The sequence below is a fragment of the Agrobacterium genomosp. 13 str. CFBP 6927 genome, assembly GCA_900012615.1.
GTDB lineage: Bacteria > Pseudomonadota > Alphaproteobacteria > Rhizobiales > Rhizobiaceae > Agrobacterium.
This window is the reverse complement of record LT009756.1, coordinates 1,576,567-1,602,273: the sequence shown is the minus strand read 5'-3', so window position 1 is coordinate 1,602,273 and position 25,707 is coordinate 1,576,567. Positions and strand designations below refer to the sequence as shown.

20 protein-coding genes, 1 tRNA gene and 1 riboswitch are annotated in these 25,707 nt (G+C 60.0%); of the genes, 9 read left to right on the top strand and 12 right to left on the bottom strand.

What is annotated here, in order from left to right:
* Position 1 precedes the first annotated feature (1 nt).
* Entirely contained in the window at positions 2–568 is a 567-nt protein-coding gene (locus AGR13A_RS07975) for a TadE/TadG family type IV pilus assembly protein (protein WP_080834613.1), read from the top strand.
* Positions 565–1,167 carry a TadE/TadG family type IV pilus assembly protein gene (locus AGR13A_RS07970; protein ID WP_080834611.1) on the top strand — a complete coding sequence of 201 codons (603 nt, stop codon included), beginning with the start codon at positions 565–567 and terminating at the stop codon, positions 1,165–1,167. Before AGR13A_RS07975 ends, AGR13A_RS07970 begins: the two co-directional genes overlap by 4 nt.
* A 6-nt stretch (positions 1,168–1,173) precedes the next feature.
* Here AGR13A_RS07970 and trmFO read toward each other — a convergent pair whose 3' ends face one another.
* The 3 genes from trmFO to AGR13A_RS07955 form a co-directional block, all read right to left on the bottom strand.
* Positions 1,174–2,616 (bottom strand): methylenetetrahydrofolate--tRNA-(uracil(54)-C(5))-methyltransferase (FADH(2)-oxidizing) TrmFO, encoded by a 1,443-nt coding sequence (gene trmFO / locus AGR13A_RS07965; RefSeq protein WP_167377441.1) that lies wholly within the window; start codon positions 2,614–2,616, stop codon positions 1,174–1,176.
* Between the two features lie 554 nt (positions 2,617–3,170).
* Positions 3,171–3,314: a DUF1127 domain-containing protein gene (locus AGR13A_RS07960; protein ID WP_003495735.1), complete on the bottom strand. Its 144-nt coding sequence runs from the start codon at positions 3,312–3,314 to the stop codon at positions 3,171–3,173.
* A 474-nt stretch (positions 3,315–3,788) separates the two neighbouring features.
* A complete protein-coding gene (locus tag AGR13A_RS07955) occupies positions 3,789–3,935 on the bottom strand; it encodes a DUF1127 domain-containing protein (RefSeq protein WP_013636249.1) in 147 nt (48 codons plus the stop codon).
* A gap of 635 nt (positions 3,936–4,570) precedes the next feature.
* Here AGR13A_RS07955 and AGR13A_RS07950 point away from each other — a divergent pair.
* Both AGR13A_RS07950 and tig read left to right on the top strand, forming a co-directional pair.
* A tRNA-Leu gene (locus AGR13A_RS07950) sits at positions 4,571–4,653 on the top strand.
* A 238-nt stretch (positions 4,654–4,891) separates the two neighbouring features.
* Complete coding sequence (gene tig / locus AGR13A_RS07945; protein ID WP_080834609.1) at positions 4,892–6,370, top strand: trigger factor; 1,479 nt, start codon at positions 4,892–4,894, stop codon at positions 6,368–6,370.
* Positions 6,371–6,508: 138 nt separating this feature from the next.
* On the opposite strand, the gene AGR13A_RS07940 is transcribed toward tig, so the two are convergent.
* On the bottom strand, positions 6,509–7,498 hold the full coding sequence (locus AGR13A_RS07940) for a carbon-nitrogen hydrolase family protein (protein WP_080834607.1): 990 nt from the start codon (positions 7,496–7,498) through the stop codon (positions 6,509–6,511).
* Between the two features lie 438 nt (positions 7,499–7,936).
* Between AGR13A_RS07940 and AGR13A_RS07935 the strand changes: the two genes are divergently transcribed.
* A complete protein-coding gene (locus tag AGR13A_RS07935; RefSeq protein WP_080834605.1) occupies positions 7,937–8,587 on the top strand; it encodes a hypothetical protein in 651 nt (216 codons plus the stop codon).
* A gap of 383 nt (positions 8,588–8,970) precedes the next feature.
* Here AGR13A_RS07935 and sthA read toward each other — a convergent pair whose 3' ends face one another.
* The 3 genes from sthA to AGR13A_RS07920 all read right to left on the bottom strand — a co-directional run bounded on the left by sthA (position 8,971) and on the right by AGR13A_RS07920 (position 13,717).
* Positions 8,971–10,374 (bottom strand): Si-specific NAD(P)(+) transhydrogenase, encoded by a 1,404-nt coding sequence (sthA, locus tag AGR13A_RS07930; protein ID WP_035223441.1) that lies wholly within the window; start codon positions 10,372–10,374, stop codon positions 8,971–8,973.
* A 753-nt stretch (positions 10,375–11,127) separates the two neighbouring features.
* Positions 11,128–11,661 carry a DUF1003 domain-containing protein gene (locus tag AGR13A_RS07925; protein WP_167377440.1) on the bottom strand — a complete coding sequence of 178 codons (534 nt, stop codon included), beginning with the start codon at positions 11,659–11,661 and terminating at the stop codon, positions 11,128–11,130.
* Between the two features lie 115 nt (positions 11,662–11,776).
* Positions 11,777–13,717: an LTA synthase family protein gene (locus AGR13A_RS07920; RefSeq protein ID WP_167377439.1), complete on the bottom strand. Its 1,941-nt coding sequence runs from the start codon at positions 13,715–13,717 to the stop codon at positions 11,777–11,779.
* A gap of 222 nt (positions 13,718–13,939) precedes the next feature.
* Between AGR13A_RS07920 and AGR13A_RS07915 the strand changes: the two genes are divergently transcribed.
* Positions 13,940–15,619 (top strand): NAD+ synthase, encoded by a 1,680-nt coding sequence (locus tag AGR13A_RS07915; protein ID WP_080834604.1) that lies wholly within the window; start codon positions 13,940–13,942, stop codon positions 15,617–15,619.
* A 253-nt stretch (positions 15,620–15,872) separates the two neighbouring features.
* Here AGR13A_RS07915 and AGR13A_RS07910 read toward each other — a convergent pair whose 3' ends face one another.
* Entirely contained in the window at positions 15,873–16,250 is a 378-nt protein-coding gene (locus tag AGR13A_RS07910) for a glyoxalase superfamily protein (RefSeq protein ID WP_080816916.1), read from the bottom strand.
* Between the two features lie 192 nt (positions 16,251–16,442).
* On the opposite strand from AGR13A_RS07910, the gene AGR13A_RS07905 reads away from it, so the two are divergent.
* Together AGR13A_RS07905 and bluB are read left to right on the top strand one after the other, a co-directional pair.
* Entirely contained in the window at positions 16,443–17,273 is an 831-nt protein-coding gene (locus AGR13A_RS07905; RefSeq protein ID WP_080834602.1) for a TolB family protein, read from the top strand.
* 187 nt (positions 17,274–17,460) lie between these two features.
* Positions 17,461–17,643, top strand: a riboswitch (cobalamin riboswitch).
* Between the two features lie 97 nt (positions 17,644–17,740).
* A complete protein-coding gene (bluB, locus tag AGR13A_RS07900; protein WP_167377438.1) occupies positions 17,741–18,454 on the top strand; it encodes a 5,6-dimethylbenzimidazole synthase in 714 nt (237 codons plus the stop codon).
* An 83-nt stretch (positions 18,455–18,537) separates the two neighbouring features.
* Here bluB and AGR13A_RS07895 read toward each other — a convergent pair whose 3' ends face one another.
* The 4 genes from AGR13A_RS07895 to AGR13A_RS07880 form a co-directional block, all read right to left on the bottom strand.
* Positions 18,538–19,497, bottom strand: a complete 960-nt coding sequence (locus AGR13A_RS07895) for a hypothetical protein (protein WP_080834599.1) — start codon at positions 19,495–19,497, stop codon at positions 18,538–18,540.
* Positions 19,498–19,590: 93 nt separating this feature from the next.
* Complete coding sequence (locus tag AGR13A_RS07890) at positions 19,591–20,250, bottom strand: hypothetical protein (protein WP_051796248.1); 660 nt, start codon at positions 20,248–20,250, stop codon at positions 19,591–19,593.
* Between the two features lie 374 nt (positions 20,251–20,624).
* Positions 20,625–21,731 carry a DUF2865 domain-containing protein gene (locus tag AGR13A_RS07885; protein WP_167377437.1) on the bottom strand — a complete coding sequence of 369 codons (1,107 nt, stop codon included), beginning with the start codon at positions 21,729–21,731 and terminating at the stop codon, positions 20,625–20,627.
* Between the two features lie 136 nt (positions 21,732–21,867).
* Positions 21,868–24,183, bottom strand: coding sequence for an NADP-dependent malic enzyme (locus AGR13A_RS07880; RefSeq protein ID WP_080834596.1), 2,316 nt, complete (start codon positions 24,181–24,183; stop codon positions 21,868–21,870).
* Between the two features lie 227 nt (positions 24,184–24,410).
* On the opposite strand from AGR13A_RS07880, the gene AGR13A_RS07875 reads away from it, so the two are divergent.
* Complete coding sequence (locus AGR13A_RS07875; RefSeq protein ID WP_167377436.1) at positions 24,411–25,250, top strand: UDP-2,3-diacylglucosamine diphosphatase; 840 nt, start codon at positions 24,411–24,413, stop codon at positions 25,248–25,250.
* The last annotated feature ends 457 nt before the right edge of the window (positions 25,251–25,707 follow it).

Below are 25,707 nucleotides of genomic sequence, written 5' to 3'. Positions count from 1 at the left end.
GATGAAATCTTTCCTTCTTTCGCGCCAGGATCAGAGCTGCGGCGTCGGGCTGAGATACCGGTTCGCGCATCGCTTATGCTCCCGGCTGCTCGGCGACCGAAAGGCAGCAACGGCGGTTGAGACGGCTCTGCTGTTGCCGCTGTTTTTTGCGCTGATTTTCGGCACGTTCGAAATCGGCCTGCTGATGCTCTACTACCTCTATCTCGCGTCCGCATCGAATGCGGGCATCGAGTATCTCCGCAAGGCGGCGGCCGATGGTAAACCGGCAACCGAGATTGCGTTGCGCAAGGCTATCTCCTCTCACTTCATTGGCGGGACGGATAAGACCACTCTCAAGATTGCTCTTTTGCCGATCCCCGACGACGATATTGCCGAAGCCAAAGTGCCCATACCGATCGTCAACGATTTCCGCCCGCCCGCCGATACTGCCGGGCAATATATTCTGGCTGTCGGCTACAACTGGAATTTCTTTATGCCGACGACCCGTTTTCTCGTGCCGAGCGCGGATGGTGTTTATCAATTGCGCAATATTTCCCTGGCGATCACTGCCGTGAAGGTGAGCGAATGAAAAAGACGACATGGTTGTCGCGTCTTGGCAGTTTGGGCCGTTGCCGTTCTGGCGCTGCGGCGGTGGAGATGGGAATTCTCGCTCCGCTGCTTGTGCTTCTGCTCGCGGTGGTCATCGAGGTAGGGCGGGGCTGGCTGAGCTATGACCGGTTCATGACGGTCGTCGATAATTCAGCGCGCTGGGCGGCGAGGTTCCCGGAGTTCGAGGAACGGGTGCGCACGGGTATTCCGACTTTCGTCGTCCTTTCCGGCAGCGGCATTCTCCAGGCGGACAAACTTGACCTGACGCTGAGAAGCGTCAAGCTGATCGACAAGGTCGCGAGGCTGCAGTTTCCCGCCCATAATTTTAAGGGATCGGCCGAAGACGTGCCGTGGGAGAAAACCGTCCTTGCAAACGGCTTTGGTCCTCAGGAGGCTGTCATCGTCGTCTCCGGTCGCTACAGCTACCGGCCGCTGATCTCGGTCCTGGCCGATATCACGCTCAAATTCGAATATGTTGCGGCCGTCAACCCGTTCTTTTCCCAGCGATATCCTTACCAGAGCGGCAAATCTGATTTCGCAAAATGGAACCTCAAGCGCTCGCCATTCAAAGCAAACTGATCGGGCTCAGACAGCCTCTGTCGCGACCTGGCTTTCGCCGAGCCACGCCGCACAATCCTTCAACGCCCGCGCTGCAATCAGCTGGCGTTTCATGATCGTCTTGTCCTTGCCGCGAAAACGCTTCACGCCTTCCGGCTTGACGATAGAACCCGGCTCCAGTTCCGGGAAGAGGCCGAAATTGATGTTCATCGGCTGGAAGGAGCGCTTGCCCGGCTCATCATCGGAAGAGAGGTGGCCGCCGGTGATGTGGTTGAGGAGCGAGCCGAGTGCGGTGGTGGCCGGCGGCAGGCTCGGAGCTTCACCCTTCCGTTCGGCGGCGGCGAAGCGGCCGGCGAGGAGGCCGACGGAGGCGCTTTCCACATAACCCTCGCAGCCGGTGATCTGGCCGGCGAAACGCAGGTCCGGCCGCGATTTCAGCTTCAGCGACGGATCGAGCAGGATCGGGGAATCGATATAGGTGTTGCGGTGCAGGCCGCCGAGGCGCGCGAATTCCGCATTTTCGAGGCCCGGTATCATGCGGAACACATCCGCCTGCACGCCGTATTTCAGCTTGGTCTGGAAACCAACCATGTTGTAGAGCGTGCCGAGCGCATTGTCCTGGCGCAGCTGCACGACGGCATAGGCCTTCACGGTGGGGGTATGGGCATTGGTCAAGCCCATGGGTTTCATCGGGCCATGGCGCAGGGTCTCGCGGCCGCGCTCGGCCATGATCTCGATCGGCAGGCAGCCGTCGAAATAGGGCGTGCCTTCCCATTCCTTGAAACCGACCGTGTCGCCCGCAATCAGCGCATCGATGAAGGCGTTATATTGTTCCTCGTTCAGCGGGCAGTTGATGTAATCCTTGCCCGTGCCGCCGGGGCCGACCTTGTCGTAACGCGACTGGTACCAGCAGATATCCATATTGATGCTGTCGCGGTGGACGATGGGAGCGATGGCGTCGAAAAAGGCCAGCGCGTCCTCGCCGGTCTCGGCCTGAACCGCCGCTGCCAGATCCGGCGAGGTGAGCGGGCCGGTGGCGATGATGGTGCTGCCCCATTCCTTCGGCGGCAGGCCGTTCACTTCCTCGCGGATGATCGTCACCAGAGGGTGACTTTCAAGCTCTTTCGTCACAGCCTCGGAGAACCCGTCGCGATCGACGGCAAGCGCGCCGCCGGCCGGCACCTGATGTCTGTCGGCGCAGGCCATGATCAGCGAACCGGCAAGCCGCATTTCGGCATGGATGACACCGACCGCATTGGCGGTCGCATCGTCGGAGCGGAAGGAGTTGGAACAGACCAGTTCCGCCAGCGTATCGCCCTTATGCGCATCCGTGCCGCGCACGCCACGCATTTCATGCAGGATGACGGGCACGCCGCTCTGCGCGATCTGCCATGCGGCTTCCGAGCCGGCCAGCCCGCCGCCCACGACGTGAATGGGAGAAGTGGTCTTGTCTTGCATGCTGGCGTCCATGGGCCTCCGCGGGGCAAAGGCTCCCATCCGGCGGCTGTCTTTCGAGTGATTGTTTTGCACGGGTCCCGAAGGACGCGGCATTGTTTGTGGATGCACTAGCATGCATGGCGGGGGCAGCCAAATGTTTTTGAGGGATGGAGGCTATGGGGGGCGGGCTGCCAAGCTCCCGGCGGGGTCGAGGAGCAGGCGCGCATTTTGGAGCGAGCGGCTGCCTCTTGTTTCTTCTCCCCGCCGGGGAGAAGTCCGCGGCAGCGGGATGAGGGGGTGAGGGTGGAGATATTCGGAGAGCTAGCCCCCTCATCCGACCCTTCGGGCCACCTTCTCCGGGGAGAAGAAACAAGCGGCGGCGCAGTGCGCGTCAGATTGCACTGCATGTCGCGGGAAGCGCTTTTGCAGGCGGCACGCAGGGAAGGGACGAACCTTTGATATGTTGCAGCGATGCCGAGTTCCAGCCAACCCCCGGAATCAAAAACGGCGCCAGAGGCGCCGCTTTCTTTACCTGTCGCTCAATCGTCGCGCCCTGGAGGTCGGGCAGCGGGACGATCGTTTACGCCTTAGCGGAACGAACGGGCTGCTACGTTACGGATGTCGTAACGGGTCAGACCGATGTCGCTCAGAGCCTGGTTGGAGAGGCTGCCAAGTTCGTTGATCGTGCGGCGGTAGGAGATCCAGTTCTTTGCGATGCGGATAGGGTTCATGGTCGTTTCCTCAATCTTTCTTTGTGAATTCGTCTGCCGGCTCAGCGGTTTGTCTGTGCTCTCGGCTGTTGAGGTTTATATATAGACATTGAGCCATGTTGTGCAGTGCAGAATTTAGGCTACTGCCATGCATTTGTGCACTATGTCGGCTAAATTTGCGGCTTTGCTTATCGTCTGAGCAAAATATGTGCGGAAATGCCCGTCTTTCGGGCGGTTTTTGAAGGTTGGGCGGCCTCTGAGGGCATTTGGGCGGCCATTTTCGATTTTTGCGGTGCTGGCATGCCTTCGGGCGCTTCGCATTGTTCCAGGCGATCGGTTGAGCGATGCATTTTTAACCGGTTTGCTCGCGGCATTTGAAGGCGGAGACGGGGGGCTGCTCAAGGATCGCCCAAAACAAAAAAAGGCCAGAGGCGGAAGCCTCAGGCCTTTTGGAAGGGTAGTCTCGCATCCGCCGCATTCAAGCGGCGAGGCGGATTAGATGCCGACGGCGGTACGGGCGACGCGGCGGATGTCCTGACGGCCAATGCCGAGGTCGCTCAGTTCGCGGTCAGTCATGCGGCCGAGTTCGGTTACGGTCTGACGATACTTGCGCCAGTTGGTGAGCGAGCGTGTAATGTTCATTTTCATCTTCCTCTTCGTGCTGTTCAGTCTCTACGGCCAGTCTTGGGAGGCTTTGGTCCGGGGCTGAACTCGATCTCTGTATGACCACGAATATAATCGGTTTAATCAAAAGAAAAACAGACAAAGCAAGATGCCACCTATGCGTGGAATGCAATGCAAGCCGGTAAAACGGGCCGATTGCGGCGATTCATGCATAATTTGTGACCAATTTGTGTGCTTTTGGTGGTGGCGGGATGAGCGGCATTGCGAATCCGCGAGGGTTGACCGGGCAAGGGGAGGACGCGGCAGTCGTGAATTGCAGATTAGAAAAGGGCGCGCGCAATGTGCGGTGCGGGACGTGCTATATATAATGTCAACGTAGCCGCATAAATATCTCCGCTTTCCGCGCCGGCCTCCCTGCGGGTTTGCCGGGCGGGAAAGGCGGGGCGCGGGCTGTGCGGCTTTTCTTTCTCTGCAAGGAATAGTCTCTGTTCCGCTGTTGTGCCTTCTCCCCTGGCGCGGGCTGCAAATAGTCAAAGAGGGCGGGGCCTCTTCCCGCCGGCGCAGGCGGCAAGAAAAGTCCGGAGGAAACGAGGGGCGGGGGGAACGGCGTGCTTGACCCTTTCTGAACATTGTGACATACCGCCGCCCAACGTGCGGGTATGGCGGAATTGGTAGACGCATTGGTTTTAGGTACCAACGCTTCGGCGTGGGAGTTCGAGTCTCTCTACCCGCACCACAAGCAAGGCATGGCTGTGCCACGCTTGCGCCAGAGTGCATCTTTATAAGATGCGGGAGCTTCGGGGTTCGTTTTCCCCCTTGGTCTTTCTCTCGGGCGCGGGCGCAATGGTGTCCGGCAGGCGCTTGTGTCAAGAAATAAGGGAAGCCACGGCCGGGGAACGACGTTTCCGGCGCAGTGCTCGAAAGTAAACCAACGGCTGTCTGAGCACCGCCGCCATGATGTGAAGGTTAGGAAAATGCAGGTTATCGAAACGCTCGCTGAAGGGCTGAAGCGCGAACTCAAGGTCGTTATTCCGGCCGCCGACATGAAGGCTCGTCTGGACGAGCGCCTGGTTGACGCCAAGGACAAGGTTCGCATCAACGGTTTCCGTCCCGGCAAGGTGCCGGTTGGCCACCTGAAGAAGATGTACGGCAAGTCCATCATGGCCGACCTCGTCAACGAGCTGGTTCGTGAAAAGCCGACCGAAATCCTTTCCAGCCGCGGCGAGAAGTCTGCTACCCAGCCGGCCATCTCCATGACCGAAGACGAGCAGGAAGCCGAAAAGATCCTGTCGGCCGAATCCGATTTCGAATTCACCGTTGCCTATGAAATCATTCCGGCCATCGAACTGAAGGCCAATGACGGCATCAAGGTTACCCGCGAAGTTGTTGAAGTCTCCGAAGACGAAATCAACGAGCAGATTCTGAAGATCGCTGAAAGCGCCCGCACCTTTGAGGCCAAGAAGGGCAAGGCTGCCGATGGCGACCGCGTCACCATGAACTATCTCGGCAAGGTTGACGGCGTTGCCTTCGACGGCGGCGCTGCTGAAGATGCTGAACTGGTTCTCGGTTCGGGCCGCTTCATCCCCGGCTTCGAAGACCAGCTGGTCGGCGTCAAGGCTGGCGATGAAAAGACCATCACCGTGACCTTCCCGGCTGACTACCCGGCTGCAAACCTTGCCGGCAAGGAAGCCAACTTCGACATCACCGTCAAGGAAGTTGCCGCTGCTGCTGCCGTTGAAATCAACGACGAACTGGCTGAAAAGCTCGGTCTTGAATCGGCTGAAAAGCTGAAGGAAATCGTCAAGGGTCAGATCGAAAGCCAGTACGGCAACATCACCCGCCAGAAGGTCAAGCGTCAGATCCTCGACCAGCTGGACGAAATGTACAAGTTCGACACGCCGGCCGGCCTGGTTGACGCCGAGTTCGACAACATCTGGCGCCAGATCAACACCGATCTCGCCCAGTCCGGCAAGACCTTCGCTGACGAAGACACGACCGAAGAAGAAGCCCGCGAAGAATATCGCAAGCTTGCTGAACGCCGCGTCCGTCTCGGCCTCGTTCTCTCCGAAATCGGCGAAAAGGCCGGCGTTGAAGTGACCGAAGAAGAAATGCAGCGCGCGCTGTTCCAGCAGCTGCAGCAGTTCCCGGGCCAGCAGAAGGAAATCCTCGATTTCTTCCGCAACACCCCCGGCGCTTCCGCTTCGCTGCGCGCTCCGATCTTCGAAGAAAAGGTCATCGACAAGCTGCTCTCCGAAATCTCGGTAACGGACAAGACCGTTTCCAAGGAAGAGCTGCTGGCTGACGACGCCGAAGAAGCAACGGAAACCAAGAAGAAGGCCCCGGCCAAGAAAAAGGCTGCTGCCAAGGCTGACGACGCCGCCGAAGGCGAAGAAGCCGCTCCGAAGAAGAAGGCTCCGGCCAAGAAGAAGGCCGCCGAAGGCGACGCCGAATAATCTTCTTCAGTGCAAGCTGATTGAACAAAGGGCCGTGGCGAAAGCTGCGGCCTTTTTGTTTGGTTGGGGATACGAACCGTTCCGCTCTGAGTGATGTGGCCAGTGGCACAAACCAGCGCCACTGGCCGGTATTGAGTGTTAGAACTGGTTCCGGCTATCGCTTCTCGGATCGTTATTCACCTGATGAGGCGTGTAAAGATCGGCGCGCGCTTTTCGCCGCCAAGGTCGCGCGGGACTTTGCCGATCGATGATGAGGTCCGCTAGCGCGATGGCCGGTAAACCATTCATCGGGCATTGCGCCACCCATTGACCATCCGGTGCTGCGATTCCGGAAGGCGCGCCGGGGCTCTGGGCGGCAAGGGTGGAATAGCTGACCCAATAGGTATTGCTCACCGCGTGCCCCAATATCTCGGCGGCAAATGCCGTAGCATTGGAAGGGGCGTCGCCCGCGGTGGAAAATAGCATGCAATCGACATTCAGCTTCTCATATTCCATGAATATTTCCGGATAGTGCGCTTCCATGCCAAGCGCGCAACCGAAACGGAAGCCATCGACTTCAAACATCACCGGGACATTTCCCGGCGAATACATGAACGAGATTTTGGTGTTCGACAACAAACGTTCGTCGTAGCGCGTTACAAGCTTTCCACGATCGGAGATGACATACAGGCTGTTATATGGCCGGTGCGGTGGCGTGAGTTGATGGACGGCACCCAAAACCGTCCATAGTTTCAGCTTGCGCGCCAGTTTTCTGATCGCCTCCAGTTCTTCGCGCAGAGTTTCCCATTCAAAGCGTGTCCAGTCGGATGGTCCGATTTGCCCCGGACCAGTCTCTGACATGAGCCGTTTATGAGGCCAGCACGTTGCCCCTTCAGGGAAATGTATGAGGCGAGCGCCAGCCTTTTGGGCATCGTCCATGAGACGGCGGATTTCCTGTCCGCAGGTTTTTAGGGCGGAGACGTCACGAGGATCGTTGAACAGGGATGTCTGCGCGACCGCCACGCGTATTGAGTTGCTCACAGGAGCGTCCGATATTCTGCGAATATGCTGGAGAGCAGCTGTATAAGATTCGCCGGTTTTGGCTGCGCGCGCTCTTACACGCCGTTTTAGATTGCTATTTTGCGTCATTGTCAGGCCTTTCACGTCCCGGACGCAGTTCCCCAGCAACCCGCCCGAAACGATCGGACCAAGACAAGTGCCTGAGACAATAGTCCCTTTGCCTCCATTGAAGACACTGCTGGGGAAGGTCGTGGAGGTTAGGCGCAGGCCACGCGGTAACAAATATCCGTTGGAAAAAGCCGATTCGTCAAGCAGTCGGCGCACCCCTCATGGGAAGCTTCCCGATCACAATGCGGTGCAGCATGATTTTTTGCTGCATCTGCTCTTGTTCATCTCCCGTTCATCTGGCACCCTGCGCAGCATGATTTGCCCCGGCCGTTGCATGCGGTCGTTCGGGCATTATGTGCCGCTCTCGTGCGGCCTTATCGCTGCCAAACCATTGGCCTTAAGCTTTTACCGTGCCCGCCGGGTTCTCCCGGTGCGCCCTTAATTTGCCAGGGGACAAGTATGTCACTCCGCACGGGTTCCGCCCTCTTCATCGCCCTTTATGCCCTCACGGGAGCTACCGCCCATGCGGATGAGGCCGGGCTGATCTGGAAGCCGGTCAAGAATTCCGACCGCTCCTATACGGCGCGTATCGGTGCTAAACTGCCGGTCGATACGCCGATCCGCGCCGGGCTTGAAATGGGCATGAATGCCTCGAAGACGGGGCAGGTGGTGGATACGCCGGTGCGGGTATGGGGCAATGTCACGCTGCTGGCCGAACAGTTGCCCGGCGTTTCGCTGGCCCGTGATGTCGGCGTCATCTTCAACGCGCTGACGGGATCGAGCAGCCTTTCCATGACGTCGCAGCAGAAGCGCATCGTCACGCCGGAACTGGATATCGAGGCAAACCGCAATTTCACCGTGCGTTATGACGGCACGGCGCAGCAATGGAACGGGCTGGATGTATCGCAGTCGCTGCGTCTGTCCCGCTCGGAGACCGGCACGGCTTTCGTGCTGACGGGGGCGAGCCGCAACAGCTTCAACGAGTTCAGCAGCGGCGTGGCGGTGGAGCAGAAGATCGGCGACAATCTGACGGTGCGGGGAACGCTGGATCAGGGCTATGCGGATCATTTCCGGCCGGGGGTTAGTGCGCGGTATAGTATTCGGTGGTGAGTGCGGTTCCGCCCGCAGTGGGGTGTCTGAAAACTCGGCGTCATCCTCGGGCTTGACCCGAGGATCCATGGTTGCGCCGGATTGGGGATCCTCGGGTCAAGCCCGAGGATGACGACGGAGAGATTTTAGCATGCCGTCGGCGGCCTATGTTTCTAAGGTTAAGTCTCGGGGCGAAAAACTCCCTTTGTCATGCTGGTCCCCGGAACTAGCCCGAGGATGATCCGGCATCCAGCCACGGCGCGTCTGCGCCGTGAGGCGAGTCTTTTCAGCCCAAGGACTTGGGCTGGCTGGACCCCGGATCAAGTCCGGGGTGACGAGGAGAGGGGGCTACGACCTTACCACAAGCGCGCGTATGGCGTTGTGCCGTCCCACTGAATACTCTCTCAATCCTTCTTGATCTCGCCCATGCGGTTCCACGCATCCAGCCCGGCAATCTTGTAGGCTTCGGCAAGCGTGGGGTAATTGAACGTATTCTCCACGAAATATTCCACAGTGCCCTTCAGGTTCAGCACCGCCTGGCCGATATGCACCAGTTCGGTCGCACCTTCGCCGACGATGTGGACGCCGAGCAGGCGGCGGGTTTTGAGCGAGAAGATCATCTTCAACAGCCCGCTGTCGAGGCCCATGATGTGGCCACGCGAGGTTTCGCGGAAATGGGCGATGCCGCATTCATAGGGAATGCCGCGTTCGATGACTTCTTCTTCCGTCAGGCCGCAGGTGGAGATTTCCGGTACGGCATAGATGCCGTAGGGGAAGAATTGCGGCGGTTCGCCGGCCGGTGCGCCGACGGCGTGGCGGGCGGCGATGCGGCCCTGTTCCATTGACGTGGATGCAAGGCTCGGGAAACCGATGATGTCGCCGGCGGCATAGATGTTCGGCACCGAGGTCTGGAAGGTCTCGGGATCGACCTTCAGGCGGCCACGGCTGTCGGCCTCCAGTCCGCAGGCTGAAAGATTGAGCGTATCGGTGGCACCGACACGGCCGGCGGCAAACAGCACCGTCTCGGCTTTCAGGACACGGCCATTGCTGAGCGATACCAGGCATTTGCCGCTTTCATCACGCTCCACCTTTTCCGCCTTCTGGCCGAAGATCAGCTTCATGTTGCGGTCGCGCAGCTGGTAGGTGAAGTCCTCGACGATTTCCTTGTCGATGAATTCCAGCATGGTTTCGCGCGGCTCCACCACCGTCACCTGCGTGTCGAGTGCGCTGAAGATGGTGGCATATTCGATGCCGATGACACCGGCGCCGACCACGACCATGGAGCGCGGCAACTCCTTGATCTCGAGAATTTCATCCGAATCGAGCACGGCCTGGCCGTCGAAGGGAATATGCGGCGGCCGGTAGGGTCGGGTGCCGATGGTCAGCAGGATGGAGGTGCCGGTGACATTCATGATTTCACCGTCGTTCTTCACCACCTTCATGGTGTTGGCATCAACGAAACTTGCCGTGCCGCGAATATGCTGCACGCGGTTGCGGGCGAACTGGTGTTCCAGCACCTCGACCTCGTGGTCCAGCGTGATGAGCAGGCGGCGGCGCAGATCGTCCGCGTCGATCTCCTGCTTGACGCGGTAGGAGCGGCCGTAAAAGCCGCGCTCGCGCCAGCCGGTGAGGTTGAGCGCGGTTTCGCGCAGGGTCTTGGAAGGGATGGTGCCGGTATGCACGGAAACACCGCCGACACGGCTGCCCTTCTCGATGACCAGAACCTTCTTTTCGAGCTTGGCGGCCTGAATGGCGGCCCGTCTTCCCGCCGGACCGCTGCCGACAACAATCAGATCGAACTGGTGCATGAAAAACCCCGGAATAGAATGCATTGCAATGACCGGATGTCGCATCCGGCGTGGCGTCGCCGCGAAATGGTCGTGATGCCATTTTGACGATGGGAAGTGATTCCCCTGTCAGCCTTGCCCGCAAGAGTGCAATGCAACAAACGCCTGCGTCAATCTGTAGCGCAAGATTCTGACGGATTCGTAACTGGGGGTGAATTTTCGGAAGGTTGTGTGATTGATGGTGTAGCGGGGGTGCGTGGAGCTTTACCCCCCTCTGCCCTGCTGGGCATCTCCCCCCTCAAGGGGGGAGATCGATCTGCGGCAAGGCTTCGCCCATCTCTACGCTTGAGAATGAAGCGACGAAAGGGCCTCTTGCCGATCTCCCCTCTTGAGGGGGAGATGCCCAGCAGGGCAGAGGGGGTAAAGCTACACGCGCCTCCGTCCACTATGCCCTAAAACCCCAACACCTTCATCCCGCACGGCGCTGCCGAACGGGGATGGTCAGGGTGCGTCGGGCGATTGCCCGGCTGCGCTTTGGTTGAGGTTGGTGTGGGTCGGATGCGTTGCGCAGCCGGGTCTTTCACCATGCCGTATTTCGCAAGCGGCGGTGCACCGCCTGTTGCGAAATGGTCCTGTCACCACGAACGTTGCCAGCGTTCCACCACCAGGACCGTCCCTCGGTTTCCACCACGTCTGGCGTCCACCCGGCAGGACTGCATGCAGCATAACAGCGCGCGGCCGTCCGGGGAAAAGCGGGGATGAATTTGCCGGGTGTCAGCCGTCTTTCCGGGTGACGTGGTGGTGGAGTGCGGCGAGGTCCTGCCTCAGCGCCGCCAGTTCGGCGAGCACCTTCACGTCGATTTTTTCATGCAGCGACAGCACTTCCAGTTCGGCCTTCAAGTTCACCTCATAGTCCTTGGCGGCCTCGAAACGGTCACGGGCGGCCTGGCGGTTCTGCGACATCATGATGATCGGCGCCTGAATGGCGGCCAGCATGGAAAGCAGCAGGTTGAGGAAGATGAAGGGGTAGGGGTCGAAAGCCCGAGTTGCCAGCACGATGGTGTTGATGACCGCCCAGAATACCAGGAATAAGCAGAAACTGAGGATGAACCCCCAGGAGCCGCCGACCTTGGCGATATTGTCGGCCAGCCTGTCACCGATACTTGCGCCGGCCGAAAATTCCGCATTGATGTCGCTCGAAACCAGCTTTTTCTGGTGCGACAGTTCCAGAATGCGGCGCTCCACCTCGCCGATCTCGCGCGAGGAGCGTTTGAAATGCGAAACGATATAGTCGGAGATATCAGTCACGGCGTTTCTCCGTTGCAATGGTGCGATGCGGGCTGCATCGAGATAAACCCGCATGGTGGTGAAATTCAAACGATTTCCACCACCATGCGGTTCACGCGTCCCGCGCCGAAAACCGTCAGACGGCGGGCGTGCCCTCATTCACCCAGTTAAAACCGGGGAAGAAGCGCTCGCGGCCATATTGCTCGCCGAACATCATGTCGAATTGCAGCAGGCGGTAGTCGCGCACCACGTCGGGAATGGAATTGGGCGCGATCGACCAGTCGGGCAGGGCCTTGCCGTCAGTCGCCACCAGCATATGCCGGTCGATGACGGAAAAGGCCTGCTGAACCTCGCCAAGCGTTCCCGTGTAGAAGGGATCGGAAAAGCCGGCGGTCTTCAGCACATGATAGGGCAGAAGCGCCGGGCTGATGGTGCCGATATTCTTGCGCACGCCCTTCTTCGAGGACCAGACGACGAGCGGTGTCTCATGTTCCTTCTTCATCACCTCCAGCGGCGCGCGGCGGCTGGCCACCATGCCGGGCATGTAGCCACTTTCCACGAAGGTCTGGCCGAGCGGCGGCAGGTGATCGCCAAAGAGGACGATGATGGTTTCACGGTCGCGCTTCTTGGCCCAGCGCATCAGTTTCAGAAGAGCCTCGTCGGCCTCCACCACCCCTTGCGAATAGGTCGCGAGCGCCTGTGATGCCGAAGGAGAAAGATCGCCTTCCACGCCGACGGTATCGGCGGCATAACGACCCGCCTCGTAGGGACCGTGTCCCTGCAGGGTGACGGCGAAGAGGAAGAGCGGGTTGCGGGCCTGCTCGGCCGTCGCCATGATCTCGTCCATCAGCGCGTCGTCGGAGGCGAAGTTGCCGCGTTTTTCCATGGCCGGCAGCGTCTCTTCGGAACGGAATTCCTCGAAGCCGAAATTCTGATAGACCTGCTTGCGGTTCCAGAACCATTCCTGAAACGGATGCATGGCGATGGCCGAATAACCCTCGCCACGAAAGAAGCTGGCAAGCGAGGGCACCGGGCGGCGGATATATTGCTGGTAGGGAATGCTGCCATAGGGCAGGAAAGCGTTGGAAAAGCCGGTCAGCGCCTCGAATTCCACATTCGCCGTCATGCCACCGAACTCAGGGGAAAAGACATTGCCGGACTGTTTGGCGCGAATGGTCGGCATGGGATCGGCCGAGAGCTTCACGTTTTCAAGCCGGGTCGGATCCCAGAGCGATTCGCTCATCAGCATGATGACATCGGGGTAATCGCCCTTGTTGGCGGTAAAGGCGGCGGGCTGCGCCGTCAGGTCGGCAATGCTGTTTTCACCGTAACCCTGCGGGGCGGACACATTCGCCATCGGAATGTTGAAGGCAAAAGCCATCAGGAAGCCGTTGTGGCGGTAGTTTTCCTGCTGGTCCCACATCATGGGAATGATGTTGAGGCGATCGCGTACCCAGGAGTAATGCGAATAGTCCATCAGCGAGGCGAGGCTGGCCAAAAGCGGCAGCGCCAATGCCAGACCTGCGGCGCGTTCACGCCAGTTCAGGCCCGGAGAATAACGCCGCGCCAGAAGCCAGAGGGCGGCCAGCGCCGCAACCGTGGCGAAAAGGCCAAGCCCGACCAGCACCGCCGTCAGCGGCTGGGCCTTCAGCATGGTGGGCAGAAGCTCGAGGATCTGCCGGCCAAACAGCAGGTCGGAAGGATAAAGCGGATCGGAGAGATAGGTCTGTTTCTGTGCGGAAATCAGTCCCGTCAGCACGCAAAGCGGCGTAACCGCAATGAGCGACAGATAACGACGGCCAAGAATGGCATCCAGCGCCACCAGCAAAAGCAGAACGGCGGCAATGGTGGTCATGCCCGGGCGGGCGGACGAGGTCAGGAACGCACCGACATCATGGAGCGAACCGCGGGCGATCCACTCCAGCGCCACGACCAGCACGATGGATGCGACCATCAGGTTGGCAAGCGTATAGGCCGTGCCCGAAAGCTTCGAAAGGCTCCTTGTCCATGCAGGCGAAAAGACGACAAAAGCCTTTTCGGAAGCCGTTGTTTTTGGCACCGAATCTCTCAAACTCATACTCCGGTATTGCAGGCGGCACGACCGATCCGGGGAGGTGAATCGGGTGTCGCAAAAGTGTCATGTAACTGTCACATAAGCGCGATGAACGCGACATGAACTTTGCGCAACCTGGCGGGTGCGGCGATAACCTTAGCGTGAACGCGCGCCTGTGATGCGTAACGGGTGCCGCCATGCAATTGCCGCGTTGCGGAGCGGGCAAGGGCGCGGTATTGAAAAGCCATGAGCGACAGACACGATATCCAGAACCATCTCCGGATTGCCGTCGGGCAGTTCAATCCCACCGTTGGCGACGTGGCGGGCAATCTCGTCAAGGCGCGCGAGGCAAGGGCCGATGCGGCGACACAGGGCGCCGATCTTCTGCTTTTGACCGAGCTGTTCATATCCGGCTATCCGCCGGAAGATCTGGTGCTGAAACCGGCTTTCCTGAAAGCATGCCTGAAAGCCGTGGAAGAGCTGGCGGCGGAAACCGCCGATGGCGGGCCGGGCATCGTCATCGGTTTTCCACGCCAGGGCGAGACGGGCCGGCACAATTCCGTGGCGCTTCTGGATGGCGGCAAGATCATCGCGCTGCGCGACAAGATTGACCTGCCGAATTATGGCGAGTTCGACGAAAAACGCGTTTTCTCCGAGGGCTCGATTTCCGGTCCCTATAATTTCCGTGGGGTCAGGATCGGCATTCCGATCTGCGAGGAAATCTGGAACGAGATGGGCGTGTGCGAAACGCTGGCCGAAAGCGGGGCGGAAATCCTGCTGGTGCCGAACGGTTCGCCCTATTATCGCGGCAAGCTGGATGTGCGCCACCAGGTGGCGCTGCGGCAGGTTATCGAAAGCGGCCTGCCGCTCGTCTTCGCCAACCAGCTGGGCGGGCAGGATGAGCTGGTGTTCGATGGCGCGAGCTTCGGCTTTAATGCCGACAAGACACTTGCCTTCCAGATGAGCCAGTTCGAGGCAACGCTTGCCGTCACCGACTGGAAACGTACGGAAGAGGGGTGGCGCTGCGAGAGCGGACCCTTCTCGAAAATTCCCGAAGGCGAGGAGGCCGACTATCGCGCCTGCATGCTGGGCTTTCGCGATTACGTCAACAAGAACGGCTTCAAGAGCGTGGTTCTCGGCCTTTCCGGCGGCATCGATTCGGCGATCTGTGCCGCCCTTGCCGTCGATGCGCTGGGCGAGGAGCGGGTGCGCTGCATCATGCTGCCTTACCGTTACACCTCGGAAGAATCGCTGAAGGACGCGGCCGATTGTGCGAAAGCGCTGGGCTGCCGTTACGATATCGTGCCGATCGTCGAGCCGGTGGAGGGTTTCCTCTCGGCACTGTCAGATCTTTTCGAAGGCACGGAAGAGGGCATTACCGAGGAAAACCTGCAGAGCCGCACGCGCGGCACCATCTTGATGGCCGTCTCGAACAAGTTCGGCTCGATGGTGGTGACAACGGGCAACAAGTCGGAAATGTCGGTGGGTTATGCGACGCTTTATGGCGACATGAATGGCGGTTTCAACCCCATCAAGGACCTCTACAAGATGCAGGTCTATGCCATTTCCAGCTGGCGCAACGCCCATGTGCCGCCGGGAGCGCTCGGCCCTTCCGGCGTGGTGATCCCGGCCAATATCATTTCCAAAGCACCGTCGGCCGAATTGCGCCCCAACCAGACCGACCAGGATTCGCTGCCGCCCTATCCGGTGCTGGACGATATTCTGGAATGCCTTGTCGAGAAGGAAATGTCGGTCGAGGAGATTCTCGCGCGTGGCCATGATGTGGCGACGGTGCACCGGGTGGAGCATCTGCTCTATCTTGCCGAATACAAGCGCCGGCAATCGGCGCCGGGCGTGAAGATCACCAAGAAGAACTTTGGGCGTGACCGGCGTTACCCGATTACCAACCGGTTCCGGGATCGGTGATTGACGGAAGGCGCGGGTGGCGGATGTTTTGCCCGGCGTTGCCGCTCGTTTCTTCTCCCCGCCGGGGAGAAGGTGGCCCGAAGGGTCGGATGAGGGGGCAAGCTCTCGGTCTATCGCTGACGTCGCCCCCTCATCCCGCTGCCGCGGACTTCTCCCCGGCGGGGAGAAGAAACAAGGGGCATGCGCTCGTTCCACAACAAACCTTCGTGTTTAAACAAGCGGCGCGGAGAAAACCCCGCGCCGTTCGCTCATCTCAAATAACCTGCCCCACATCGATGCGGTTGCCATCGGGGTCTTCAAACACAAAGGCGCGCAGGCCGTAATCCTTGTCCTGCAGGCCCTTGATGATGCGCAAGCCCTGGCTCTTGCAGAGCGCATGCAGTGCATCGACATCGCTCACCATCATATGCGCCACATTGAAGGGCGCTGCCTTGTGGCTGGGCTGCAATGTCAGGTGCAGCTCGGCATTGCCCTGTTTGAGGATCATGAAACCGACAGGGTTGCCGTTTTCGAAGGTTTTTTCGAAGCCCAACACACCGACATAAAAATCATGGGCCTTTTCGATGTTTTTGACAGGAAGCATTGCGGCGATCCGCCCGAAGCGGATGCCGTGATCGGCGATGGTATTCATCGCGGAACCTCGGATCTGGGAGAAACGGCAAGGGTCACGGACGGTGCCGGAGCGCTGGCGTTTTTTCCGGTTTGAATTTGCAGGACGGTGCCTGCCGCCCTAGGATCATAATCGAGGCGATGGCGGATGCAAACGGAATGTCTGCATTGCCGGGCGCTTTGAGCGAGAACACGGACACGCCCGGGAGGCAGAATGCGCAGCTCCATCGAAATCTTCAACATCCGCACCCGGCAGATGCGGGTGGTGTGGCAGACGCCTGATCTCTTCGAAGCGCCGAACTGGTCGCCGGATGGAAAATACCTGCTGCTGAACAGCGAAGGGCTGCTTTACCGCCTGTCCCTTGCCGGTGATGCGTCGCCGGAGAAGGTCGATACTGGCTTTGCCACGCTCTGCAACAATGATCATGGTATTTCGCCGGATGGATCGCTCTACGCCATTTCCGACAAGGTGGAATTTGGCAAGAGCGCCATCTATCTCATGCCCTCGGCGGGCGGCGCGCCACGGCTGATGACGAAGAACCTTCCTTCCTACTGGCACGGATGGGCTCCGGACGGGAAGAGTTTTGCCTATTGCGGCATTCGCGATCAGGTCTTCGATATCTATTCGATGGATATAGACAGCGGCGTCGAGACGCGACTGACCCATGGCGAGGGCCGCAATGACGGGCCGGATTATTCGCCTGACGGCGAGTGGGTCTATTTCAATTCCAGCCGCACCGGGCTGATGCAGATCTGGCGCGTGCGGGTGGATGGTTCAGCCGTCGAGCGGATCACCGACAGTTCCTATGGCGACTGGTTTCCGCATCCGTCTCCGAAAGGGGACAAGGTGGTGTTCGTCTCCTATGACGGCGATGTCTTCGACCATCCGCGCGACCTCGACGTGCGGGTGCGGCTGATGGATATGGATGGCGGCAATGCCGAGACGCTGTTCGAGCTTTTTGGCGGGCAAGGCACGATGAACTCACCCAACTGGTCACCGGATGGGGATGAGTTCGCTTATGTCAGGTATTTCCCTGTCGCGTGATCTATTCTTCTTCCGTCATGCCGGACTTGATCCGGCATCCAGCCGATGCGCGTCTGCGCGTCGAAAGGCCTCTTTTCAGCCCAAAGACCAGGGCTGTCTGGATGTTGCTCAAGACCGCTATGACGGTGTGCCATGGTCACATTGCCGCACGGTCCTGCAAGACACTTGCCTTCGCAAGCCTTCTTGCTCATAGCTTTCTACGTCAGGTGCCCGCCGGTTGCGGCGGGAGAATCGGGAATCCGGTGAAAGACCGGAACGTGCCCAGCGCTGTGAGGCGGATGCCCTTTTCACAAGCCACTGAAGCAGTTCGGGAAGGCGAAAAGGGCGGATGAAGCCGAGTCAGAAGACCGGCCTGACGGGATAGACTGAACCGCGTGGACGGCGGCAGGTTGTTGAAGAGGCGTGTCGTGCAGGCGAAAACCGGTATGGTTTCAGCATTGTCGCGCCCGCATTGTTGGGGATAAACGATGCCGATTGATCCGTCCGCCACCGGTCCATTGAAAGCCGATCTGTTCGATCACGCGCTTTCACCCGCCCGGCCTTTTTCCAGCGAGGAACGCGAGGCGATCTACCGCGCCATTGAAAGCCGCCGTGACGTGCGTGACCAGTTCCTGCCCGATCCATTGCCGGAGGAGGTGGTGCAGCGCCTGCTGCGGGCCGCGCATTCCGCTCCCTCCGTCGGCTTCATGCAGCCGTGGAATTTCACGCTCGTTACCGATGGCGCCGTGAGGCAGGCTGCCTTTGTGGCCTTCAGTCGCGCCAATGAGGAGGCGGCGGCGATGTTTACGGGCGAGCAGCAGACGCTCTACCGTAGTCTCAAGCTTGAAGGCATCCGCAAGGCGCCGCTCAGCATCTGCGTCACCTGCGATCCGACGCGTGGTGGCAAGGTGGTGCTGGGCCGCACCCATAATCCGCGCACGGATGTCTATTCCACCGTCTGCGCCATCCAGAATCTCTGGCTTGCGGCGCGCGCGGAAGGTATCGGCGTCGGCTGGGTCAGCATTTTCCATGATAGCGACATTCGCACCATTCTGGGCATTCCCGACCATATCGAAATCGTGGCCTGGCTGTGTCTCGGCCGCGTCGATGCGCTTTACACCGAGCCGGAACTGGCGGTGAAGGGCTGGCGGCAGCGTGTGCCGCTGGAGGAGCTGGTGTTCCGCAACCGGTGGGGTGGGTGAGCGGCTTCGCTTTGGGGGGGGCACCCTTCCCGAATGAGCGCTCGGAAAGGGTAGTTTTCCGTCTGTCAGACGTTTCCCATGCGTCAGACGATGGTGCAGTTGAAAAGATTGAGGATGGGGTGGATGGGGCTGGCGAGGCTGATCGTGCCCTGGGCGCTTGCGCCCCAGAACAGCCCGACGACGTTGTTGCCCGCCGTGTCGATCACGGCGCTGCCGCTATCGCCCGGCTGGCTGAAAACCTCGCCGGCGCGGCGGGGTGATATGCCGATCTGGTTGCGCATGTTCGGCTGCTGCACATCGTAAAAGCCGGAAACGACGCCATTGGTGATGTTCGTTGTCACCCCCGATTTCGTGACATTCATGTTGAGCGCCGCAACGGCCGCCCCCACCGGCGAGGGAAGGTTGTAGATCGCGCCAATGGTGGCGAGCCGGCCGTTTGTGGGGCTGGCAACGGCCGCGTCGACGCCATAGCTGGTTCCCTGATAGACGATGTTGCCCCTTTGCAAGGCGACGATATTGGCGGCAAGGTCGCCGAGCCAGGTGCGTGCCGGCTGCGAGACGTCATCGCCGATCTGTCCATTGTCCCGGCAGATGACATGCGCATTGCTCATGATCAGCGGCGCTCCGCTGGCGGCCCTGACGACGAGCCCGATGGTGCCGACGGTATCCGTCCACGACCAGTAATCCGGGCTGCCGCTGATGCCGCCGACCATCGGCTCCACGATCTTCTCGCGCGGATTGTCGGAGAGGCGTCTTGGATGATCCTTCAATTCCATTCCCGGAACAGGCGGCGTTCTCAAGGCCTCATGCGGGCGTATGAAAGAGCCTTCCCGCACCTGCACCAGCGCGCCGCCGAGTGTCGTCATCAGGCTTGCCTGCAGCGATGCTTCGGGCGCATGCTGGTAGAGGATCAGGCCCAGCTCCTGGGTCAGTTCGCCGGCGTCGTCTTCAAGCAGCCCGACACCGATTGCCGTGACGCCGGGTATGCCTGTCAATTGGTGGTAGTGCCGCTCCTTGAGCGCGGTGAGTTCCTCGAAAGTCATTCGCTTGCCTCAATGGGTAAAAGGGTGAAAACGGATGTCGACCGGGCGGCGCTGGCGAGGGGTGGAGGCCAGCGCCGCACGGGATTGCTAACATCAGTTCAGCGGAATGATCTTGCCGCTGGAAGGCGCGCCGCCTCCTGCGGGCGGCGGGCCGCCGGCTGCTGCCTGATCGGCCAGCATGCGGTATTGGGAGGTGCCTTTTTCAGTGCTGATCGTGCCGGATACGGTGTAGAGATAGACGTCACCGGAGACGGCGTAGTCGTTGTTCTGATTGTTCACGTAGAACTCGATCTCGACAGTCGACATGTTTTTTGCGCGTTCCAGGAAGGCGTCCATCAGCATGGTGATCTGCTGTTCGGTCAGGCCCTTGGAGCGCATTTCCTGTCTGGTCTTTTCATAGGATGCCGAGGCGCCGCCGCCGCCGAAGAACCATGTCCAGACCGACAGGTTGGCGCTGGCGGTGGTCTTTTCGTATTCGTTGATCTCCTCGCGATAGGACGCTTCCAGCATTCCCAGCGCAAGTGCGTTGAGGTCCTTCACATCCTGGCTGGACAGGGCCGAGATCTGCAGCTGGGCCTTGATCTTTCCGGTGGTGTGGGCCGGAACGGTGTAGGAAATGCCGGTCAGCTGCCCCATGCCGGAAACGGAGATGGAATAGGACTCCTTGGCCTCGCCTGTCGGCAAAGTCGCGATGACCGGTACGAAAGGATCGAGCAATTTTACGCCGGTGGCGGTGATTTGAATGGATGTCATGGCTTACTCCTGATGGTTGTGGGCTTCAAAAGGCAATGAAACTCTGATCGTCCACTCTGGCTGAGATGGACGACGTCTTCGTCTGGAGATGCATGAAGGGCGCGCGGGGCCGAAGCCGCGCGAGCGGTCTGTATTTTACCTGGAGTGCTGATCCACTTTAAGTGGATTTCTCGATAGTATGCACCTTTTAGGGGAAGTCAATCGCGTTTGTACGTAACGGTTGTGTGGAAATATTTGCCGGCAAACGAGGTGAAGACTATATGTCGCTCAATGCCCGATCGTGGATCAAAGCGGGTCAGATGACGGACGCAGCGCGCAGGGATGCGGCGCAATCCGATTGTGGTTGCCAGCCGGCTTAAAACATCGCGTCGTATTTATTGCTGCGGCTGTATGCCCTTCAATGCCGGGTTTTTGAGGTCGATCCGGCCTGTCTGATCGGGCAGGAATTTCGGGCCGATGACGCGGACCTTGCTGTCGTTCGGGTCGTAGTCGCGTTCGGGAACCGGTTGCTCCGGCGGCTTTGCGGCCTGCTGCTGCTCAGCGGGTTTCGGAACCTTGTCGCCTTGCGGTGATGGGATGGTGGTGATGCCGGAATAGGGTTTTTCGGCTTCCGGCCGGGCTGCCTCTTCCTGCTTTTGCATTTCTTCGTGATAGGCGGCCATGTTGCAGGCGCAGCCCGGCGCCTTTGCCGAGGCATTCCTGTAGGCGAACGCGGTCGGCAGGTCCTTGTAGGGCTTTCCGGTTTCGGCAGACACCATGTCGGCCGTTTCCTGATCCGTCATGGAGTGGAAATAAAGCTCCGTCTCAGTTCCCGGACACATTTTCTGGCATTGCTCCGCCTGGGCGCGGAAATCGAGCGGCGAGGCGTTGGACGCAATGGGGAAAAACGAGCCGTCGCAGGTGCGCACGCAGAGTGTTCTAAGCCCGCCCTCGGCGGAGGCGTTGGGGTAGGGCGAAAGCCCGGCCTGTCCCGGCTGATTGCCCTGCTGGCGGAAGGCGTCGGGATAACGCGTCACATCGGGCGAGGGCGGCGGCAATTGCGTTTCCATTTGCGGCACGGTGCTGCAGCCATTGGCATCGAGGGCGGCGAGAATACGCTGGCGCCTGACGTCGCCGCCATTGTCACGCGCGGCAGCCATGGCATCGTCGCGGTCGCGGATGATGGCATCGCGTTCGGCTTCGGCATCCACCAGCGCATCGCCGATCTCGGCGCAGAGCCCGGCATTGGGGCTGCCATAGACGATGACGCTGCCGGATGAGCAGCCATAGCCGCGCAGGTCGTTCCTGATCTTGCGGATCACGATGTTCTGACGGGCGAGCGCATTGGCATAACGCCGCACCTCGGCCGTATTGCCGATGACGCGGGGCGGCTCACGCAATTGCGCGTATAGCGTATCACAGACCTGATCCGCGAAAGCGGCGGCCGGTGCGACGAAAACAAGGGGAAGCAGGAGGCCGATGATGCGGCTGCGGCGGGTCAATTGTTCGATCCGTTCGATGTCCCCGGTCGGTGGCAGGGGCGTTATACTTCACGAAATCCGTGTTTCAGGAAGATAACATAGGCTGTTGCCGCAATGCGGCAACAGCCTGTTCAAAATTGCGTTAATGCGGCCTCTATCACACCGAAGGATGCGAGGCCTGCACCACGGCGAAGGCCGCCATGTTGACCACGCCGCGCGAGGTGACGGTGGGCGACAGGATATGGGCGGGCAGGGCCGTGCCGAGCAGGATCGGGCCGACATGCAGGCCCTCCGTCAAGGTGCGGGTGACACCGAGGGTGATGTTGGCGGCATCGAGGTTCGGGAAGACCAGCAGGTTCGCTTCACCGGTCAGCACGCTGTTTGGCATGGCGCGCTTGCGCAGCGCTTCCGACAGCGCCGATCCACCCTGCATTTCGCCATCGACTTCCAGTTCCGGTGCGGCTTCCTGCACGATCTTCAGGGCGCGGCGCATCTTGCGGGCGCTTTCGGAATCGCGCGAGCCGAAATTGGAATGGCTGGCGAGGGCGATCTTCGGCGTGATGCCGAAGCGACGGATTTCCTTGGCCGCGAGAATGGCCATTTCCGCCACTTCCTCGGAGGTCGGGTCGTAATTCACGAAAGTATCGGTGAGGAACAGCGCACCCTGCTGGGTGATGAGCAGGCTGAGGCCGGCGAAGGAACGCACGCCTTCCTGCTTGCCGATGATCTGGTTCACGTCGCGCAGGTGGCGGTCATAACGGCCTTCGAGGCCGCAGATCAGCGCATCCGCCTCATCACGCTTCACCGCAAGCGCACCGATGACGGTGGAGTTGGTACGCACGATGGTGCGGGCCGCCTCCGGGTTGATGCCGGCGCGACCGACGAGGGCGAAATAGTCATCAACGTAATCGCGGTAGCGCGGATCGTCTTCCGGATTGACCACGGCGAAATCCGCATGCGGGCGGATGCGCAGGCCGAAGCGCTTCAGGCGCGTTTCGATGATCTGCGGACGGCCGATGAGGATCGGAATGCCGGTGCCTTCTTCCAGGAGCACCTGGGCGGCGCGCAGCACACGCTCGTCTTCGCCTTCGGCAAAGATGATGCGCTTCTTTTCGGCAGCCTTGGCGGCATTGAAGACCGGCTTCATGATGAAGCCGGAGCGCCAGACGAAACGGTTCAGCTGGTCGAGATAGGCTTCGAAATCGGTGATCGGCCGGGCGGCGACGCCGCTTGCGGCAGCGGCGCGGGCAACCGCCGGGGCGATGCGCAGGATAAGGCGCGGATCGAAGGGCGAAGGGATGAGGTAGTTCGGGCCGAAGATCGGGGTTTCACCGCTATAGGCTTTTGCCGCGACTTCGGAGACTTCCTCACGTGCGAGTTCGGCGATGGCCTGAACGGCGGCCATCTTCATTTCCTCGTTGATCGTGGTTGCGCCGCAATCCAGCGCGCCGCGGAAGATATAGGGGAAGCAGAGAACGTTGTTGACTTGGTTCGGGAAATCCGAACGGCCGGTGCAGATCATCGCATCCGGTCGGGCCGCACGCGCCGCTTCCGGCATGATTTCCGGATTGGGGTTGGCAAGCGCGAGGATCAGCGGGTTTTCCGCCATGCGCTCCAGCAGTTCCGGCTTCAGCACGCCAGCGGCGGAAAGGCCAAGGAAGACGTCGGCGCCGTCGATGGTTTCGGCCAGGACGCGCTTGTCGGTCTTCTGGGCGTAAACTTCCTTCCACTCGTCCATCAGCGTGTTGCGGCCGTCATAAACGAGGCCTTCAATGTCGTGGACCCAGATGTTTTCTTTCTTCGCGCCCATGGCGACGAGCAGGTTGAGGCAGGCAAGGGCTGCCGCACCTGCACCCGAGGCGACGATTTTGACGCCCGAGAGCGATTTTCCGGCGAGTTCCAGCGCATTGGTGACGGCGGCGGCGACGATGATCGCGGTGCCGTGCTGGTCATCGTGGAAGACCGGGATGTTCATCTTTTCGCGCAGCTGGCGTTCCACCTCGAAACATTCCGGCGCCTTGATGTCCTCAAGGTTGATGCCGCCGAAGGTGGGCTCCAGCGCTGCGATGGTGGAGACCATGTCGTTGATGCCGGGAGCATCGATCTCGATGTCGAAAACATCGATGCCGGCGAATTTCTTGAAGAGGACGGCCTTGCCCTCCATGACAGGCTTGGAGGCAAGCGGGCCGATGTTGCCAAGGCCGAGAACCGCCGTGCCGTTGGAAATGACGGCGACGAGGTTGGCGCGGGCGGTATAGTCCGCCGCCATCTCGGGATTCTCATGGATGGCGAGGCAGGGTGCGGCGACGCCAGGCGAATAGGCCAGCGCCAGATCGCGCTGGTTGCCGAGCGGCTTGGTGGCCTGGATTTCCAGCTTGCCGGGGCGCGGATAGCGGTGGAAAAAGAGCGCCTGTTCCTCGATGTCGGCCTTTGCCGTGTTGGCGGGCGTGTTGTTCTTATCGTGAGAGGTCATTTTCCACCGTCATGTCTAATTGCGTCTGGTGGCCCTGAATACAACAAACTTCCCCGCGGTACAGCCGTTATTTGCCCCCCGCCCATGCAAATGCGCGCATGGCCTATTCGCGTTTTCGTGAAGCCATTCGTCATATTCCATACAAAAACCCGTCTCTGTCATGTTGCTGAAACACGAGTCTGGTTCTGAGAGGTAAGAAAGCCGCAGGGACGCAACCGAACAGGGGGATGAAATCCGTGGCCGGTCAAATCGAAACCAGACAGTTCAGAACGCTTTTCATTTCGGATGTCCATCTTGGGTCCAAGGCGGCCAAGACGGATTATCTGCTCGACTTCCTGAAATATCACGAGGCCGAGACGATCATTCTCGTCGGCGACATCGTCGACGGCTGGCGCCTGCGCCGCAGCTGGTACTGGCCGCAGGGCTGCAACGACGTGGTGCAGAAGCTGCTGCGCAAGGCCCGCAAGGGAACGCGCATCGTTTATATTCCCGGCAATCATGACGAATTCCTGCGGGAATTTCCGGGCATGCATTTCGGCGGCATCGAAGTGGCCGAGCGCATGATCCATGAGGCCGCCGACGGCAAGAAATATCTGGTCATCCATGGCGACGAGTTCGATGTGGTGGTGCGCAATGCCCGCCTGCTCGCCTATCTCGGCGACTGGGCCTATGACGCGGCGATCGCCATCAACATCGCTATTGCCGCCGTGCGCCGCCGCATCGGCCTGCCTTACTGGTCGTTTTCGGCCTGGGCCAAGCTGCAGGTCAAACACGCCGTCAACTTCATCGGCGAATTCCAGCGCGTGGTGGCTGACGAGGCACGGCGCAACAATGTCGATGGCGTCATCTGTGGACACATTCACCATGCTGTCATGGAAGACATGGACGGCATCCGCTACATCAACACTGGGGACTGGGTGGAAAGCTGCACGGCGATCGCGGAAAATGCCGATGGCAGCTTCGAGCTGATCACCTGGATGCAGACGAGCGACGTTACCGCTGAACATGCTTCGGATGAAATGGAACCGGTGAATATTCCGGGGCTGATTGGGAAGCACGCGGCATAATTGAAGCAAGCCAGCTTTCGCGACGATGCGTTTCGTTGGGGGATGCGCCGGCGGGTTGGCTAATGGCATAAAGGTGATGGGGTGACTTCGCTATTGGTGCCGGCATACATTGGGATAGCTTGCTTTTGTCATCCTCGGGCTTGACCCGAGGACCTACAAACCCGTGCAATGGATCCTCGGGTCAAGCCCGAGGATGACGGTGAAGAGGTTTAGATTACCGTTTGTTTTTCGTGAAAGCGAGCGCGGATGGAATTACGGCGCGCAGTCGTGTCATTCGTAGCCCGCGCGAGAGCGGCGCCCCAATTTCCAGCAGGCCGGATAAATCAGCGACCCTTTAGAGGCATGCCCCAGTTCCTTCATGCGAGGCGAGCGCGTGCCCCTTGTGTCTTCTCCCCGCCGGGGAGAAGTCCGCGGCAGCGGGATGAGGGGGCGAGATCTCCGTATACCGCTAGCGTTG